General features: G+C 37.0%; 9 protein-coding genes. 7 read left to right on the top strand and 2 right to left on the bottom strand.

The window, feature by feature from the left end; all coding sequences use genetic code 11:
* Positions 1–189 precede the first annotated feature (189 nt).
* Together tsaD and CG11_RS15220 are read left to right on the top strand one after the other, a co-directional pair.
* Positions 190–1,188: a tRNA (adenosine(37)-N6)-threonylcarbamoyltransferase complex transferase subunit TsaD gene (gene tsaD, locus CG11_RS15225; protein WP_052597642.1), complete on the top strand. Its 999-nt coding sequence runs from the start codon at positions 190–192 to the stop codon at positions 1,186–1,188.
* An 81-nt stretch (positions 1,189–1,269) separates the two neighbouring features.
* Entirely contained in the window at positions 1,270–1,821 is a 552-nt protein-coding gene (locus CG11_RS15220; protein WP_052597789.1) for a 3'-5' exonuclease, read from the top strand.
* A 340-nt stretch (positions 1,822–2,161) separates the two neighbouring features.
* Here the strand turns inward: CG11_RS15220 and CG11_RS15215 are convergent, their stop codons facing one another.
* Entirely contained in the window at positions 2,162–8,836 is a 6,675-nt protein-coding gene (locus tag CG11_RS15215; RefSeq protein ID WP_052597641.1) for a LamG-like jellyroll fold domain-containing protein, read from the bottom strand.
* A gap of 976 nt (positions 8,837–9,812) precedes the next feature.
* Between CG11_RS15215 and CG11_RS15210 the strand changes: the two genes are divergently transcribed.
* The 5 genes from CG11_RS15210 (at position 9,813) to CG11_RS15185 (ending at position 15,494) form a co-directional block, all read left to right on the top strand.
* Positions 9,813–11,018, top strand: a complete 1,206-nt coding sequence (locus tag CG11_RS15210; protein WP_052597640.1) for an aminopeptidase C — start codon at positions 9,813–9,815, stop codon at positions 11,016–11,018.
* A 194-nt stretch (positions 11,019–11,212) separates the two neighbouring features.
* On the top strand, positions 11,213–12,514 hold the full coding sequence (locus CG11_RS15205; RefSeq protein WP_052597639.1) for an MFS transporter: 1,302 nt from the start codon (positions 11,213–11,215) through the stop codon (positions 12,512–12,514).
* 401 nt (positions 12,515–12,915) lie between these two features.
* Complete coding sequence (gene hemH / locus CG11_RS15200; protein WP_052597638.1) at positions 12,916–13,929, top strand: ferrochelatase; 1,014 nt, start codon at positions 12,916–12,918, stop codon at positions 13,927–13,929.
* A gap of 244 nt (positions 13,930–14,173) precedes the next feature.
* Entirely contained in the window at positions 14,174–14,623 is a 450-nt protein-coding gene (locus CG11_RS15195) for a hypothetical protein (protein WP_052597637.1), read from the top strand.
* 421 nt (positions 14,624–15,044) lie between these two features.
* Entirely contained in the window at positions 15,045–15,494 is a 450-nt protein-coding gene (locus CG11_RS15185; RefSeq protein WP_052597635.1) for a hypothetical protein, read from the top strand.
* Between the two features lie 118 nt (positions 15,495–15,612).
* On the opposite strand, the gene CG11_RS15180 is transcribed toward CG11_RS15185, so the two are convergent.
* Positions 15,613–16,041 (bottom strand): hypothetical protein, encoded by a 429-nt coding sequence (locus tag CG11_RS15180; protein ID WP_156039790.1) that lies wholly within the window; start codon positions 16,039–16,041, stop codon positions 15,613–15,615.
* Positions 16,042–16,103 lie beyond the last annotated feature (62 nt).

Here is a 16,103-nt window from a genome sequence, read left to right as displayed (position 1 = left end):
TTAACATAAGAGTAACTATTAACTAAACCATTTCTATATAAAACGGTTTAAAAAAAGGAAAGGATAAAGATATTAAATTTATTTTTTAAGGAATAAAAAAAATCCCTAAGAATTAGATAGGGGTTAGGCTAGCATTTGTTCTTTTAGGGATCAACGATCGTTAGAACTGCTTTAAAAATTAGATGCTATATGACAATAATTTTAGCTATTGAATCATCTTGTGATGATACCTCTGCATCCATCCTCAAAGATGGAAAAATTTTATCCAATTGTGTCGCTAGCCAAAGTGTACACAAAGAGTATGGTGGTGTGGTTCCTGAGGTTGCTTCGAGAGCCCACCAAGCGAATATAGTTCCAGTAGTGGAAATGGCATTGCGGAAGGCAGAAGTTGATAAAAAAGAGTTGAGTGCAATTGCCTTTACACGAGGTCCTGGGTTGATGGGGTCTTTATTGGTTGGTGTTTCTTTTGCCAAAGGACTAGCATTAAGTTTGGATATTCCGATGATAGAGGTAAACCATATTCAAGCTCATATATTAGCACATTTTATAGATGCTCCGCAACCTAAATTCCCTTTTTTGTGTTTGACAGTATCGGGTGGACATACGCAGATAGTTTTGGTAGAAGATTATTTGTCTATGAAAATATTAGGGACAACAATTGATGATGCTGCGGGAGAAGCGTTTGACAAAACAGGAAAATTGTTAGGCTTGGACTATCCTGCAGGACCTATTATTGACAAAATGGCACAAAAAGGTCGTCCAGTATTTGATTTTACAGAACCTAATATTGCCAATCTAGATTTTAGTTTTAGTGGTTTAAAAACGAATATCTTACGATTTTTACAAAAAAATACAAGGCAAAATCCTGAATTTATTACAGAAAATCTTGCTGATATTTGTGCTTCTGTACAGGATAGAATTGTGTCTATTTTATTGAATAAATTAGTTCAAGCTGCGGCAGAAACAGGAACCAAACAAATAGCCATAGCTGGAGGCGTGTCTGCCAATTCTGGTTTGAGAACTCGTTTGGAAGAAGTGGGAACCGAAAAAGGTTGGGAAGTGTTTATACCTAAGTTTGAGTATTGTACAGATAATGCAGCAATGATAGCTATGACTGCGTATTACAAATACCAAAACAAAGAATTTGTAGGGCAAGAGGTGGCACCACTGGCTCGATACGAGTTTTAATTAAAAAATACATTCGTGTCAATAGCTTAATAATGAAGAATTAATGAGCTACTACTGATGCAAAGTGATGAAAATGAAATTATGAACTATATCATCTACGATTTAGAAGCTACTTGTTGGGAAACAGAGATAGAGACTAGGGGAAAAAAGAGGGAGATTATAGAAATAGGAGGCGTTTTAATGGATGAACACGGAACGATAAAGAGTCGTTTTGAAAGCTTTGTGCAGCCTATTGTATATCCAATGTTATCCGATTTTTGCCAACGTTTGACAACGATTTCTCAAGTAGATGTCAATCAAGCAGACAAATTTCCTGAGGTTATTGAGGATTTTCAAGATTGGATTGGACTCAATGATGGAGAAGAGTATTTATTATGTTCTTGGGGATTTTTTGATAAGAGTGCATTGGTCAAAGATTGTCAATTGCATCGATTAGATGGGCAGTGGGCTAAAAAACATATTAGTTTGAAAGACCAATATCCTAGAATTAAAAACATAGGACGAGCAATTGGTTTGAACAAAGCTTTGGAAAGAGAAGGGTTTGAATTTGAAGGAACCATGCACCGAGCTATTGATGATGCTGTTAATTTGGCAAAGATATTTCGTAAGTATCTAAATCTTTGGCGTTATTAAGGGTTGATAATTAGAAGATTAGTTTATTGCACGTATTGTTGATTAATACTCCGTTGATTTTTTAGTTTTTCTACGAAAAACGTAAAAAAGCATCTTGCATTAGTTTGATTATCAGTCTTTTAGTATAAAAGTCAATAAAAGTACATCTTGCTGATAATCAACTGCGAAGCACTCATGCAATACCACGTAGTAGCAGCGAAGCTAACTAAAAGCGTAGCGCTCACGAAGTAAACTAATACGATTTTTCAATAGAGTAATGGTTGATAATAAAAAGCCTACAACAAAAATTCATTGTTGTAGGCTTTGCCGTTTCTATTCGTGCGAAATAGGTTGTAATAACCTATTGTTTGATAAATCGTTTGGTTACTTGTTCTCCATTGTCTAGTTCGATCGACAACATATAAATTGCTGGTGCTAAGTCTTCTACCACATCTAAAGGTAAGGTTTGATAAGACAAAACATTTGTGTTCAATTGATAAATTTGTTGCCCTCTAGCATCTAAAATACTGATCTGTGCGGTTTTGACACCTTTAGGAAGTATTTCAAAGTAAATGGATAATTGTTGGTCAACAGGGTTCGGGTAAACATCAATATTAATTTCACCTCTATGATTACCCACACCACGAACAGCTTTGATCTCTGAGTATTCTATAGAACCATCACTATCGAGTTGTTTTAAACGGTAGTAAGTAATACTTTGATAATCGTTGTTGTCTATTAATTCATAATGAGTTGTGTTTGGCGTAGTTCCTTGACCATCGACCCAAGCAACTTTACTAAAAGTACTTTCATGTTCAAACATACGTTGTACCTCGAAGCCTTGATTATTCGTTTCAGAACCCGTTGTCCAATCTAATTTTACATCTTCTGTGTTGATACGTTTCGCTTCAAAGCTGATTAATTCAACTGGCAAATCAGAGTTAGGTCCTATATTCAGAACAACAATTTGAGAAAAACTGGTAATATTGTTACTAGTATTATAAGCAACAGAACCATTAGAACCAGCTGTAACATTATCCGCTCCACCTAAAGTTGCGCCCCAAGTTCCTCCAAAAGCGTTGGAAGGACGTTTGTACAATTGTAAAGGAGAACTAGCTTGTGGCTCTGCAGCATCTACAGGAGCAATATAACTCATGCGGTTGAGCGTCAAATCAATCAACGGACTAAACGTTGTATTACTACCATAGTTGTTAATAATAAAATATTCATTATCAACATCACCAGATAGGGTTCCCGCACCATGTGGCTCTTCAGTTTCTAATCTAGAAACAACCAATTCACCATTAGGGGTGGTTGCGCCAAATTCAATTTCAATCCCTGTATTAGGAAACGTGTAAACACCTCCTGCGCCAATAGTAATGCGATCGGAGGTTCCACCTGCTACCGCAACTTCTGATTTTATATAATCTGTTGCCGTCATGTTTTGAGTAGTACCATGATTGCCACCAACAGCATCTTTGACACCATTAACAGTGCCGACTAAATTATCGTTATTAAATTGATAATAAGATAATAAACCTGTTTCATTACCTTTTAGCGTTAGGTGTCTATTTTCTCGAATTTCTGCTTGCGTACGAACGGTATTCCATATTCTAAACTCGTCGATAGCACCATCCATAGAGTTGTTTCCAGCAGCAGCGGTAGGAATATGACCACCTATATTCATTCCAGGAGCACCACTAAAGTTGCCTCCAGCAATATCAGTTCCAATAGAGATTCCATCGACAAAGATTTCTCGTTGACGGCTTACAGCATTATAAACAAAGGCCAAATGATGCCATTCTCCATCTGTTGCAGCAGTTGTAGGCAGAGTCAAGTCGTCCAAAAAGAAATCAAACGAAATAGTTCCATTGTTATTATAACGAGCATGAAGTCCTGATTGCAAGGCTCCTGTACCTTGACCAAAGAAGTGATCTTCGGTAGTAGTGCTATTTCTTTTAGCCCAAAGTTCTATGGTAAAAGACGTATTGGATAAATCAACGCCAGGACAAGAAATATGTTCTCCATTTTCACTAATAGCGTACATATTACCACGAACATCAGAAACTAAAGCTTCAGATTCCATAACAACCATAAATTGCCCTGTCAATGCGATACTACCAAAACGAATGGTAGAAGCTGTCATTCCTCTAGCAACATCTAGTTTTGTCCAATTGCCTCCTGCATGCATTGGTCGCCAGTATAGAGCATATTTTTTAGGATCTATTGTAGTAAATGTTCCCGAAGGGTATCTAAATTCTAAATTGGCTAAAAAGGTTGTGGTGGCAGTTGATTTGTTAATTGTCCACATTGGATTTTGATACAAGGTAACCCCATCTATTCCACTGACTGCATTGGGGGCAAAATTTTGATACGTAACTGTAAAGTCTTCAGCGGCACTATGCCCAACAATTTCCATTTCTAGATTGGCATTATTAAAATTGAAAATCCCAGTATTGGCATTTGTAATAGTTTGGCTGTTAGAATTATTAGCCAAGTCATTGCCTACGTTTACATCAGAACCAACCCAAGCAGAAGCAACATTAAAATTAGTTAAGGTGGCATCATTGAAGCCAACTTTGTCTGTTAAAGTACTAGCTCCACTAGCTTCATTCATTTGGAAATAAGCTTGAATGCCATTTTCGCAGCCTGTTAAGGTTAGGTGCATTCGTTCTCGAATCTCAGAAGGTGAAAGTGCTCGGTTCCACAAGCGAAGTTCCTCCAATCGACCATTAAAAAACGAACTATTATCAGAACGAGCACCTAATCTAAAGTCAGTGGCACTAGTTGTAATAGGAGTTGTCAGAGGATTGGCGCCATTATTAACCGCACCTGTTGCAATCCCATTGATATAAATTTCACCCAAAGACGTACTAGGGTCGTAGACACAGGCGATGTGATTCCATTGATTAGGAAGGAAGCTTCCTGTAGGAGCATCTAAGTATACAGCTGTAGTAGGAATAAACCGCAGGGAATTAGCCCCCGAACCGCCTGTATGAATTTCTAATTCTTCAGTGGCTTTAGCCGTGATGAACTCTACCGCAGCACCTGATCCCGTCCAATATACCCAAGCTTCGATACTAACCGCAGGTACATTAAACAAGCTATTGTTAGGTACATTAACAAAGTCATCTGTGCCATCAAACTCTAATGTATTGTTTCTAGATAAATCCGTGTCAGCCGTTTCGACTACCATAAATTGCCCTGTCAAAGAGACATTTTCAAATGTAACAGTAGTCGGAGAGAAGCTACTAACTGTTGTGCTAAGTTCTGTCCAGTTGCCATCACTTCCCATTGGACGATGGTATAATTTAAAATTACAAGCGTAGGCAGCAGATAAGGTAGCGACAGGATAGGTAAATTGTAAATCACCTGTATAGCTTGTTGTATTCGTAGAGGTATTGATTGTCCACATTGGATTTCTGTGAACAGTTCCTATTGCAGGGGCAATGCTATTGGGATTAAAGGCTTGATAAGTAACGGTAATATCCTCATTAGAAGTGTGTGCTGTAAAGTTGATATTCAGATTAGCAGCTCCAAAATTCTGATTGCTAACTCCAGCAGGAACATTTAAGGTTTGACTGTTAGAGTTTCCCGCAAGATCATTGCCGACATTCACACCAGAGCTTGTCCATACACTTCCAGCATTCATATTCGTTAAGGTACCATTATTGCCTGTTATTTTATCGGATAAGGTTGTATTTCCTGTTGTTTCATTCATTTGATAATACGCAAGAATACCTGTTTCACAGCCTGTTAAGGTTAAATGCATTTGCGCTCTAATTTCGCTTGCAGAGCGTGCTCGATTCCAGAATCGAACCTCGTCAATTTGACCATTTAAAAATGCTGAATTATTCGCACGAGCACCCAATCTAAAATTTGTAGCACTGGTTGTTATAGGAGAGTTTAAGGGATTGGCACCATTATTAACCGCACCTGTTGCAATTCCATTGATATAAATTTCTCCAAAAGAAACACTAGGGTCGTAAACACAGGCAATGTGGTTCCATTGATTGGGAACAAAACTTCCAGTAGGGGCATCCAAATAAACAGCAGATGTCGGGATGAAACGCAAAGAATTTGCTCCAGCTCCTCCTCCTGTGTGAATTTCTAATTCTTCACCAGCCTTGGCAGTAATAAATTCAACGTCTGTACCTGAGCCTGTCCAATACACCCAAGCTTCAATCGTTACGGCAGTAACATCAAATAAATTATGATCAGGAATATCGACAAAGTCATCGACTCCATCAAAAGATAACGTATTGCCTCGCACTAAATCAGGGATATTAACCACGATGTTAAGTGGGCTTCCCATGTCGCCATTTGTGGCTGCAAAAACATTTGGATCAGCAGTGTTGTTATTGGATTGATAGCCTAATGAACCTGTAATATCGTTTCCGTTACGGACAATGCCAGGAGCCGCTTTGCTTCCCCAAGTTCTATTTGTAAAAGTTGGACTTTCTGTATAAAATGTTGCGCGTCCTATTGTAGCATCATTGTTATAAGCGACCGACCAAATGATTGAACCTGCACTATTCTCTAAAATGATTTCATCACTAAGGTTGTCTAATTCCAAATTGGCGACTTCTAATACTTCAGATTTGGGACAACCATTGAACCATAGCGATTCAAAGTTGCTTTTATTGTTAGCAATAACAACATAGCCACCAACAGGGATAACATAACTAGAGGTTGTAAGAACAGCATCATTGCCATCTTCGTCCTTGATGCGCCAATTTTGCAAATCAACAGGAGTACTACCATAGTTGTAAATTTCAATCCATTCCTCTTGTGTATTGGTTCCTGATGGATTGGTCAACCATTCAGTAATCGCAATTTCTTCTAAAACAACTCCTGTTCCTTGAATAGAATAGATGTAATTATTTTCATCACAATCATCATTAACAACAATTAAGGTAGCACTTTTTAAGCCCAAAGAAGTAGGGTCAAAAGTAACAGTAAACGTAGTAGATGCTCCAACAGGAATAGCCGCAGGAAATGTAATGCCCCCTACTGTAAATTCACCTGTATTGGTGTTGAAGATACTGCTTACATTCAAAGTGCCTGTACCAGTTGTATTGTCAATTGTAAACGTTCTGACGACTGTTCCCGAAGCAGGGTCTGCACCACCAAAATCGGTGTGGTCGGCTAAAGAAGGAGTAGCATCGTTGTTGGTAATAGATACACCATTTCCTAAAACGTCAATTTCGGGAAAAGCAGAAGAGCAATTTCCAGCAACACCATTAGACGAACCATCGATCCAGTTAGAGGTAGCAGTGTTTAGTGCAAAGCCATTTAAAGTACCGTTTTGAGCCCCAATATTAGTTTGGCGATCGAATAAGGTTGTTTCTGCTCCATTAGCGCCACCAGCTTCTCCCTGATTGAAGTTGTAGTAATGTACCAAATTAGGTTCATTACCAATTAATTGACAGTCTTTTCTAGTTGTAACTTTGGCTGCACAAAGTGCCTCAGACCAAATACGGACTTCATCCAATTGTCCATCAAAAAAGCGCCCTGTTGAATAACGGACATCTTTTCCAAGATGCAAACTAGCACTAGCATTGTTCTGAATAGCCGTACTAATACCAGTTGACGTAGCTTCTTTGTTGCCATCAACGTAAATTGCCGTTTCTGTTGGGCTTGCAACGCCGACCACATGATGCCAACCTGTTCCATTAATAGCAGTAGTTGATTTGGCTGTCCTAAATGTTCCTCCATCGTTAATCAAAAAGGAAATCGTATTGTCTAGGTTGAGTGATAAAAGCCAAACATTAGAACTCATATTATCAACGTTAGCAGTGGCTTGCCCCAAACCAGTACCACTAGCAGTGATCGACTGTACATTAATCCATGCTTCTACTGTAATTTCATTGGTATAAGCAGTAAAAGGAGTGCTTACATCGACAAAATCGTTGGTTCCATCAAAGTCCAGTGCCGTTGCTGGATTGACAGATTCTACGCTTCCAATTTCAGGATTGCCAAACCAAGTTGTACCACAAATATCACTTGGCGGTGCGCCTACTGTTGTTCCATTGTTAATGGCATTAGAACCAGTATTGGGACGAAAAACGTCTTGCAAACCACACTGACTGACGGCTGCCAAGTTTGGATCTGCGTTAGAAAAGAAGCTAACAGAAGGACAAAAGCTCGCATTGAAACCTGCACAAACTTCGACAATATTTTGATTGTTGGTTCCTGTATAAGTTGGTGCCAATGAATTAATATCTCTATTTAATGTCCCCGATGCGGTATAAGTATTATTTGCCAAGATGGTGTTGGTCATGTTTAGTACTCCTTGATGATAATACACACCACCACTTGAAAAGCCATCATTACTAGAAGCGTTGTTTTCAACAATTGTACAGTTGATTAGATTTAAGGTTGAGGTGCTATTGGCAAAAATTCCTCCACCATTATTGCCACTTGCATTTCCATGAATGGTGCAATTGGTCAACGTTGCTGTTCCCGATTCCATATTGAGGGCACCACCTCTACCTAGAGATCCAGCAGTATTGTTTTTTAGAGTAGAATTATTGATGAATAGTGTTCCTGAATGACTAATGGCACCACCGTGAGCTCCTGATGAGTTGCCAGAACGATTATCTTCTAGGACACAATTATTTAAGGTTAATGTTCCTCCTGTATTAAGAATACCACCACCAGGATTTGATCCTCCAGAGTCTCCTCCTTGTAGCGTTAGGTGATTAAGAGTGACGGTAACGGTACCATTAATATGCAACAAACGGTAATTGGGATTGGTAGAAACCCGAAAGATTGTATTTCCCGAAGTTTGACCTGTTATAGTAATATGGTTGCTAATCGTGGGCAGTGCTGAAGCCGTGTTGATTTGTCCTGCTACAGAAAAATTGATTAGATGCGGGCTGCCTGATGTGGCAGAGCCATCTGCATTGGCATCTAAGATAGCTTGTCGCAAGGAGCCCGCGCCTGCGTCATTTAAATTCGTCACTACGAAAGTAGTTGCCCATGTAGGTTCTAATAGGCAGGAAAGGAGTAAGATGTAAAAAAAGTGTTTCATGAAAATTGTTTTGTGTAAGGTAAATAATTGCTCAGAAAATGAATAAAAACGACGAATGAGTAGTGTGCGCTCATACAACCTCGTTAGTAATTAGCAATGTGGCTAGTACTTATTCTTTTCTGTCGACTTACTTTAGTTTAGTAATTTGTTGACTATGCTGCTGCATGGTATGAGTTACATTGCTGAGGGAGCTTATTTAATTGAGAAGACCTTCAGATGAATTAACGATGCAGTTGTATTCTTAGTAGTTCGTTGATTTTTTACTTTTTTACCAAAAAGATAAAAAAGCACATTTATATTAGTTTGATAATCAGAGTTTTAATGCAAAACGCAACAAAAGTGCAACTTGCTGATTATCAAACTAATAAAGTTTTTCAACGAACTATTGATTCTGGTTTCAACGAATTATTGTTTAGTAAAAATACATTCTTAGTTTTGAAATACGGTTCAATAATATTGGGGAAATATTGGAGGTGAAGTGATTAGAACAAATGAGTATTAAGGTTCAATTATTTGGTTAGTTTGGTCTCAAGGCTTAACGCTCTACAAATGCTCATGATCTACTTAGCCTTTAAATATACAACAATCTTTTGATAAAATTATAGGAGTATTATATCAATAGTTAATGTAAAAAAAATATAAAGTGACTTTTAATATGTTTACCTTTGGTAAGTTTTTGTGTTAATTGATTGATTTATATTGGTTTGTGTAAAGTGCAGAGTTCGTGGTAAATGTAAAACAGGCTATATTAAGTAAGTATTAAGTAAGAGAAATTGTAGTACTGCAACTTTAAAAGAACAAAGATAAGTCAATAAATAAGATCGCCATTATTCATAGATGTTCCAAGCTATTTTGTCGAAAAAATATTTTGCCAAAGGATATCTTCTACTTTTTTTGTATTTTTGCCCTAGCAAAAAATACATCCCAGAGGATGGAACAAGAATCGTTTATTACAATTTTAAAAATACAATTAAATATGTATAAGTCCGTATTATTTTCACTTGCAATGACCGCAGCCTCTTTTGGTGTGATGGCGCAAGAAACTGAAAAAGAAACCAATAAGGAGGGAAGTCAATATCAATTTACTGTACTTAAAGATATGGAAGCAACACCTGTGCAGTCGCAAGGAAGAACAGGAACATGTTGGACGTTCTCTGCTTTATCTTTTTTGGAGTCTGAGTTGTTGCGAATGGGAAAAGGAAAACATGAATTGTCAGAAATGTGGATTGCTCGCAATGCATATCATGATAAAGCGATCAATTATGTACGTATGCACGGTAGTTTTAACTTTAGTGCTGGTGGTGCATTCCATGATATTCCTTATGTTATCAAAAAATATGGTATTGTTCCTTTATCTGCTTATGAGGGATTGAATTATGGTAGCAAAACGCACAACCATGCAGAAATGGATGCAATGTTAAAAGCAATGGTGGATGTTGTTATCAAAAGTCCTCAGAATAGAGTGTTGACACCAGTATGGACAGATGCTGTAGATGGTGTATTGGATGCTTATTTAGGCGAAAAACCAGAGGAATTTGAAGTAGACGGCAAAAAATATAATGGAAAAACATATGCTAAGGAATTGGGCTTAAATATGGACGATTATGTTGTTTTGGGTTCTTTTACGCACCATCCATTTTACGAAAAATTTGTATTGGCGGTACCAGATAACTGGGCTTTTGGTCAAGTGTATAACTTACCATTGGATGAGTTGATGGAAGTAGCAGAAAGTTCTTTGATGAAAGGATATACATGGGCTTGGGCTGCGGACGTTTCCGAAAAAGGTTTTTCTTTTAGAGATGCGTTGGCAATTGTACCTGAAGATGAGTCTACCATCAAAAAAAGAGGGCGTGACAACAAACACTTTAGTAATGCTGGTGCAGAAAAAATCAGCGATGCTTTTATGCAGCCTGTTCCTGAGAAAAAAATCACTCAAGAAATGCGTCAAATAGCTTATGATAATTATCAAACTACAGACGATCATGGTATGCATGCAACTGGAATGGCAAAAGACCAAAATGGTACTAAGTATTTTATTATTAAAAATTCTTGGGGGACAGGCAATCATTGTGATGGATATTTTTATGCTTCAGAAGCTTACTTCCGTTACAAAACGATGAATATGATGGTTCATAAAGATGCTTTGCCAAAGAAAATTGCTAAGAAGTTGGGGATTAAATAATCCTAAAAAATAGTTTGCATTGATGCAAAAATAGAAGGCTATTGGATCTGTCCAATGGCCTTTTTGTATTTTTATTAGATAACGTGTACCTCAACTCAATTACTTAACCTAGGTCAAGGTCATCTTGTTTTATTTAAGTTACTTTCGTTGTGCGCTGAAATCGTATTGTAAACGCTGTTTAAATCATTATTAAAATGAACGATCAAAAACAAGGTTGGGTAGTTGTTATTGTCTTGATGTTGGCTTATGTCTTTTCATTTGTAGATCGTAATATTGTCGTGTTATTGGTGGAGGTGATGAAAAAAGATATGGAGCTTAGTGATACCAAAGTAAGTTTGTTGTTGAGCGCTAGCTTTGCACTTTTTTATTCCATTCTTGGGATTCCTCTAGGAAGGCTTGCAGATGTTTATAGTCGCAAGAAAATCATAGCAATCGGTGTTGCGCTTTGGAGTTTGATGACGGCTATTTGTGGTTTGGCTAAAAATTATGGACAACTGTTTCTAGCAAGAATGGGAGTAGGAGTAGGAGAAGCGGCTTTGTCTCCTGCTGCATATTCTATTATCAGCGACTATTTTCCAAAAGAAAAATTGGCAACGGCAATTTCAGTTTATTCTTTAGGAATTTATATTGGGTCTGCTTTAGCTTATGTGGGAGGGGGATATCTAATTGGTATTCTATCTGAAATGGATAATTTGGTAATACCTTGGGTCGGTGAAATTTATGCTTGGCAATTGGTTTTTATCATTGTAGGTTTGCCAGGTTTGTTGATGGCAGGACTAGTTTTATTAATCAAAGAACCAAAGAGAAAAGGACGGAATGCCGATGAGGCACTTCCATTTGGCGAAGTATGGGGTTATCTAAAAGAGCATGGTCGTACTTTTTTTCTATTGTGTGCCGCTTTTGCTTTCTTTTATGTTGCCGTCTATGCGACAAGTACTTGGATTCCAACTTATCTGATAAGACTGCACGGTTTGAGCGAAGAACAAGTAGGTATTATTGCAGGGGTAGGATTGTTGCTATTTCCTGCTATAGGGGTACTTTCAAGTGGTTTTATAGCGGATCGTTGGACAGCAAGGGGTGTTCCTAATGCTAAAATACGTTGGTCGTTATGGGCAACGCTATTTTTTATTCCTGCCACAGCAATTTATCCTTTTATGCCAACAACCAACAGCACCTTGATTGCTTTGATTCCTTATGGTATCCTAGTAAGTGCAACGGTAGGCGTCGCAGCTGCTGCGATTCAAGAAATTATGCCCAATAGAATGCGGGGTATCGCTTCGGCTCTGTTAATTTTAGCGCAAAACTTATTAGGATTAACACTAGGACCTACAGGGGTGGCTTTATTGACAGATTATATCTTTAAGGATGAAATGGCTTTGGGGTGGTCGTTGGTGATTATGTCGGTGACAGCACTTAGTATTGCCACAGTATTGTTTTATTTTGCCTTAAGGAGCGCAACAAGAACAGAAGCAATAGAAAATATATTGGATTCTTAATTAAAATTCCCGTTCTTTGCAAAGCAATTTTCAACATAGGTTAGAATGGAAATGACTATTCTTTAAACAAAAAAAAGAAAGTGTTGTTAATGTATATTCTAGACAAAGAATGGCTTTTAAAATTTTGATACAATCAACGTTTGGATACAAAAATTAGAAATAGATTGGTCTAAAACAATTGAGAGCTCAAGTTGAATGCGGATAAGAATACAGGGGGGAGCCATTAGCTTAATTAAAAGGGGCATGTTGAGTCCTTATAATGCAAGCGGATAGCGTTGATTTTACAAGTTGTTCTTGGGGGCGAATAGAGACCCCGCTTAGCTGGCGACGTTTTTTTACAAACGATCGAATCGGCAAATAAAGGAAGATTATTAATTATAATAAAGCATACACACGTTAAGATGGGAAAGAAAGGTGTTTTGTTGGTAAATTTAGGGACTCCAGACGAACCTACTCGAGGAGCCGTTTATCGTTATTTAAAAGAATTTTTGCTGGATCCTAGAGTCATAGACATACCAGCTGTGCAACGAAATTTGCTGGTGCGTGGAATTATTGCACCATTTCGTTCTAAGCCAGCTTCTAAGTTGTATCAAGAGCTATGGACAGAAAAAGGCTCTCCTTTAAAAGTTTATGGGTATCGACTAAAAGAGATGCTTCAAGATGAAATGGGGGAGGAGTATCTGGTAGACCTAGCAATGCGTTATCAAAACCCTTCCATAGAGTCCGTAATTTTAAGTATGTTGAAGCAACATGTTTCAGAATTGATTATTGTTCCTCTATTTCCGCATTATGCATCTGCTTCTACAGGTTCTGTTTATGAAGAAGTGATGCGAGTATTGGCAAAAGTACAGGGAATTCCCAAGCTTCGATTTGTTAATTCGTTTTACGATCATCCTGATTTTATTGCTTCTATTGTTGAGCGAGCCAAGGAACATGATATTAACGATTATGACCATGTTTTGTTCAGCTATCACGGTTTGCCTGTTCGTCAGTTGGTAAAGGCAGACTTGAGCAATCATTGTACAAAGGCAGAGGATTGTTGTTTGACGATTTCGGATAAAAATCAACATTGTTACAGCGCTCAATGCCACGCTACGACCAAGGCATTGGTAAAAGAATTGGGATTAAAAAAAGGGCAGTACACAACTTGTTTTCAATCTAGATTGGGAAAAGAACCTTGGGTAGAACCATATACAACGGATGTGCTTCAGCAACGTGCTGATGCAGGAAACAAGCGATTGTTGGTTTTTTGCCCCGCTTTTGTGGCCGATTGTTTAGAAACAACAATAGAGGTGTCTGTAGAATACATGGAAGAGTTTGAAGAGATGGGGGGAGAGCATGTACAGTTAGTAGATAGTTTAAATGACGACCCTCGATGGGTAGTTGGTCTTAAAAATATAATACTAGAAGCTTAATAGCGATGCATTTTTGTGAAGCAGCATTTCTTGATCAAGAAATGCTGCTTTTTTTTTGGACTAAATATCATAATTATATATAGTGTTGTTTTTGAAATGCAAAATTTTATTTTGATGTTCATGTTGTTTTGTGAAACTATTTAACATTTTTTTCGTAAAATAAAGAATATATATAGCTGAAAATGAGTTAGAAGAGGGTCGGACTTGAAAAAATGCGCCAATTAATATTCAAAAATATATTTTTATGAAAAAGATTATTACACTGTGCATTTTTGTGGTCAGTTGGTTGGCAACAATGAATGCACAAACGACCAAGACGCTCTCAAAGAGCATCAATCTAGCTGCTACAAAGACGATCTACATTTTACTGCCAGGAGCTGTAGAAGTCAATGAATGGGAAGAGGATTATATACGTGTTGTAACAAAGCTATCCGTTGAGAATATGGATGAAAATATTGTAAAGCGATTAATAATATTAGGTCGCTATAATTTGGTGACGGAGACAGACAAGTACGGAAAGTTAATGGTTTTGAAAATGCCTAATGTAGCTAATTTTGTTACTGTAAAAGGTGTTGATCTGGCAGAGTACTATACATTTGAAATTAGTGCCCCAAAAAATTACGAAGTGATTGTCAAAGAAGATTTAGTCCCTAAAGGATCTCATTACAAAAATACATCTAAAAGCTCTATGTAAAGCTTTGAGGACATTGAATTTATTCTCAATTCAAAGACTTATGCTACCAAAATGTAGCATAAGTCTTTTCTTTTGTCAAAAAATATTTTTTGGGGGTATTTTTTTAAATTTTGATGCCTATAGTTTAAAAAGTAGATTATATGGTTTTTTTATTTTTTTTAACTATAATTTCTTTAAAATGTTAATTTTGAAAAATTTTATTTTTAAAAAATGCTTTATTTTTTATTTTTTCAAAATTTTATTTTGTTTAAAAATTTGTAAAATTGAACTAACCCCTCTATATTTGCGTTATCAATAATAAACGATGATGAACCGCATCAACGTTCTCTCCCTTAGAAAGTTGGGGGCAATTAATCTAAAAAAAATGTAAGGTAGTTAGGCACATAATACCAACTACGCTAACACTGAAAAATATAAGTTTATGAAAAATTTAATTTTACTATTGAGCTTAGTTTGTGGTTTGGCAACAACCATGAATGCACAAGTTGAAAAAACGCTGGTTAAATCTGTAGCTTTAGCAACGTCTACTTCTGCAATTGTTAATTTGCCAGGAGAGGTAAGTCTACAAGAATGGGATAAGGACTTTATTAGAGTAACTACTCATTTGAAAGTAGATAATATGAGTGAAAATATTGTTAAACAATTGGTTGTTGTTGGGCGATATACTTTGGCGACAGATGTGGACCCATCTAATGGGACATTGATTATTACAATGCCTAAGGTTGCTAATCAAGTAACTGTAAAAGGTGTATTACTGGCAGAGTATTTGAGTTTTGAAATCAATGCACCTGAAGGGTATCAAGTAATTATTGAAAGCGAAGAAAATTTAGATAAAGCATCTGAAAATGGGGCGGTTGGTCAAGCTATGTAATTGCTAAATAAAGGGCAAAATAATCAAGTGATTATATACGAGCAAGCAAACCAGAGGTTTAAAAAAGGCACTATAAAAGCGCAAGAAGGTTGTTAGAAGTAAAATTCGAGCAACCTTTTTATTTTTTAGCCAAATCTATATAAGCCATGTGTTGGGGAATATATATTGTATAAGAAACATTTTCTTGAAGTTGTTCTCCTTTTACTACGAGTAAGTTTTCATTTTTTCTGGGAGTTAGCTTTAGACATTTTGTATTGGGATCTATTTCCTTGATCAAATCGTAACGCCCTTTTTGAGCAATAAACTCTAATAGTGCGGTGTTGTCAATTGCAAGGCTAACCCTTGTTTCTACCAAAATTCTACTTCCTTGAATATATTTAATATTTAGATTGGGGCTATTGACTTGAATACTGATAGATTGCGCCGCATCTATTGTAAAGCTTTGGTTGAGAGAGGTGGATACCTGAGCAGAAAGCAGAATAGGAAAAATAAAAAATATCCAAGCATAAAAATATTTCTTTGTAAGGGACGTCATATTTGTACTCATTGGTTAATTCTTTTTCATTGTAAATGAATGTATGGTGATACTAAGTTCTAATATGTTAATTA

This window comes from Aureispira sp. CCB-QB1, assembly GCF_000724545.1.
In the GTDB taxonomy this organism is placed as follows: domain Bacteria; phylum Bacteroidota; class Bacteroidia; order Chitinophagales; family Saprospiraceae; genus Aureispira.
This window is presented reverse-complemented; position numbering and strand designations above follow the sequence as displayed.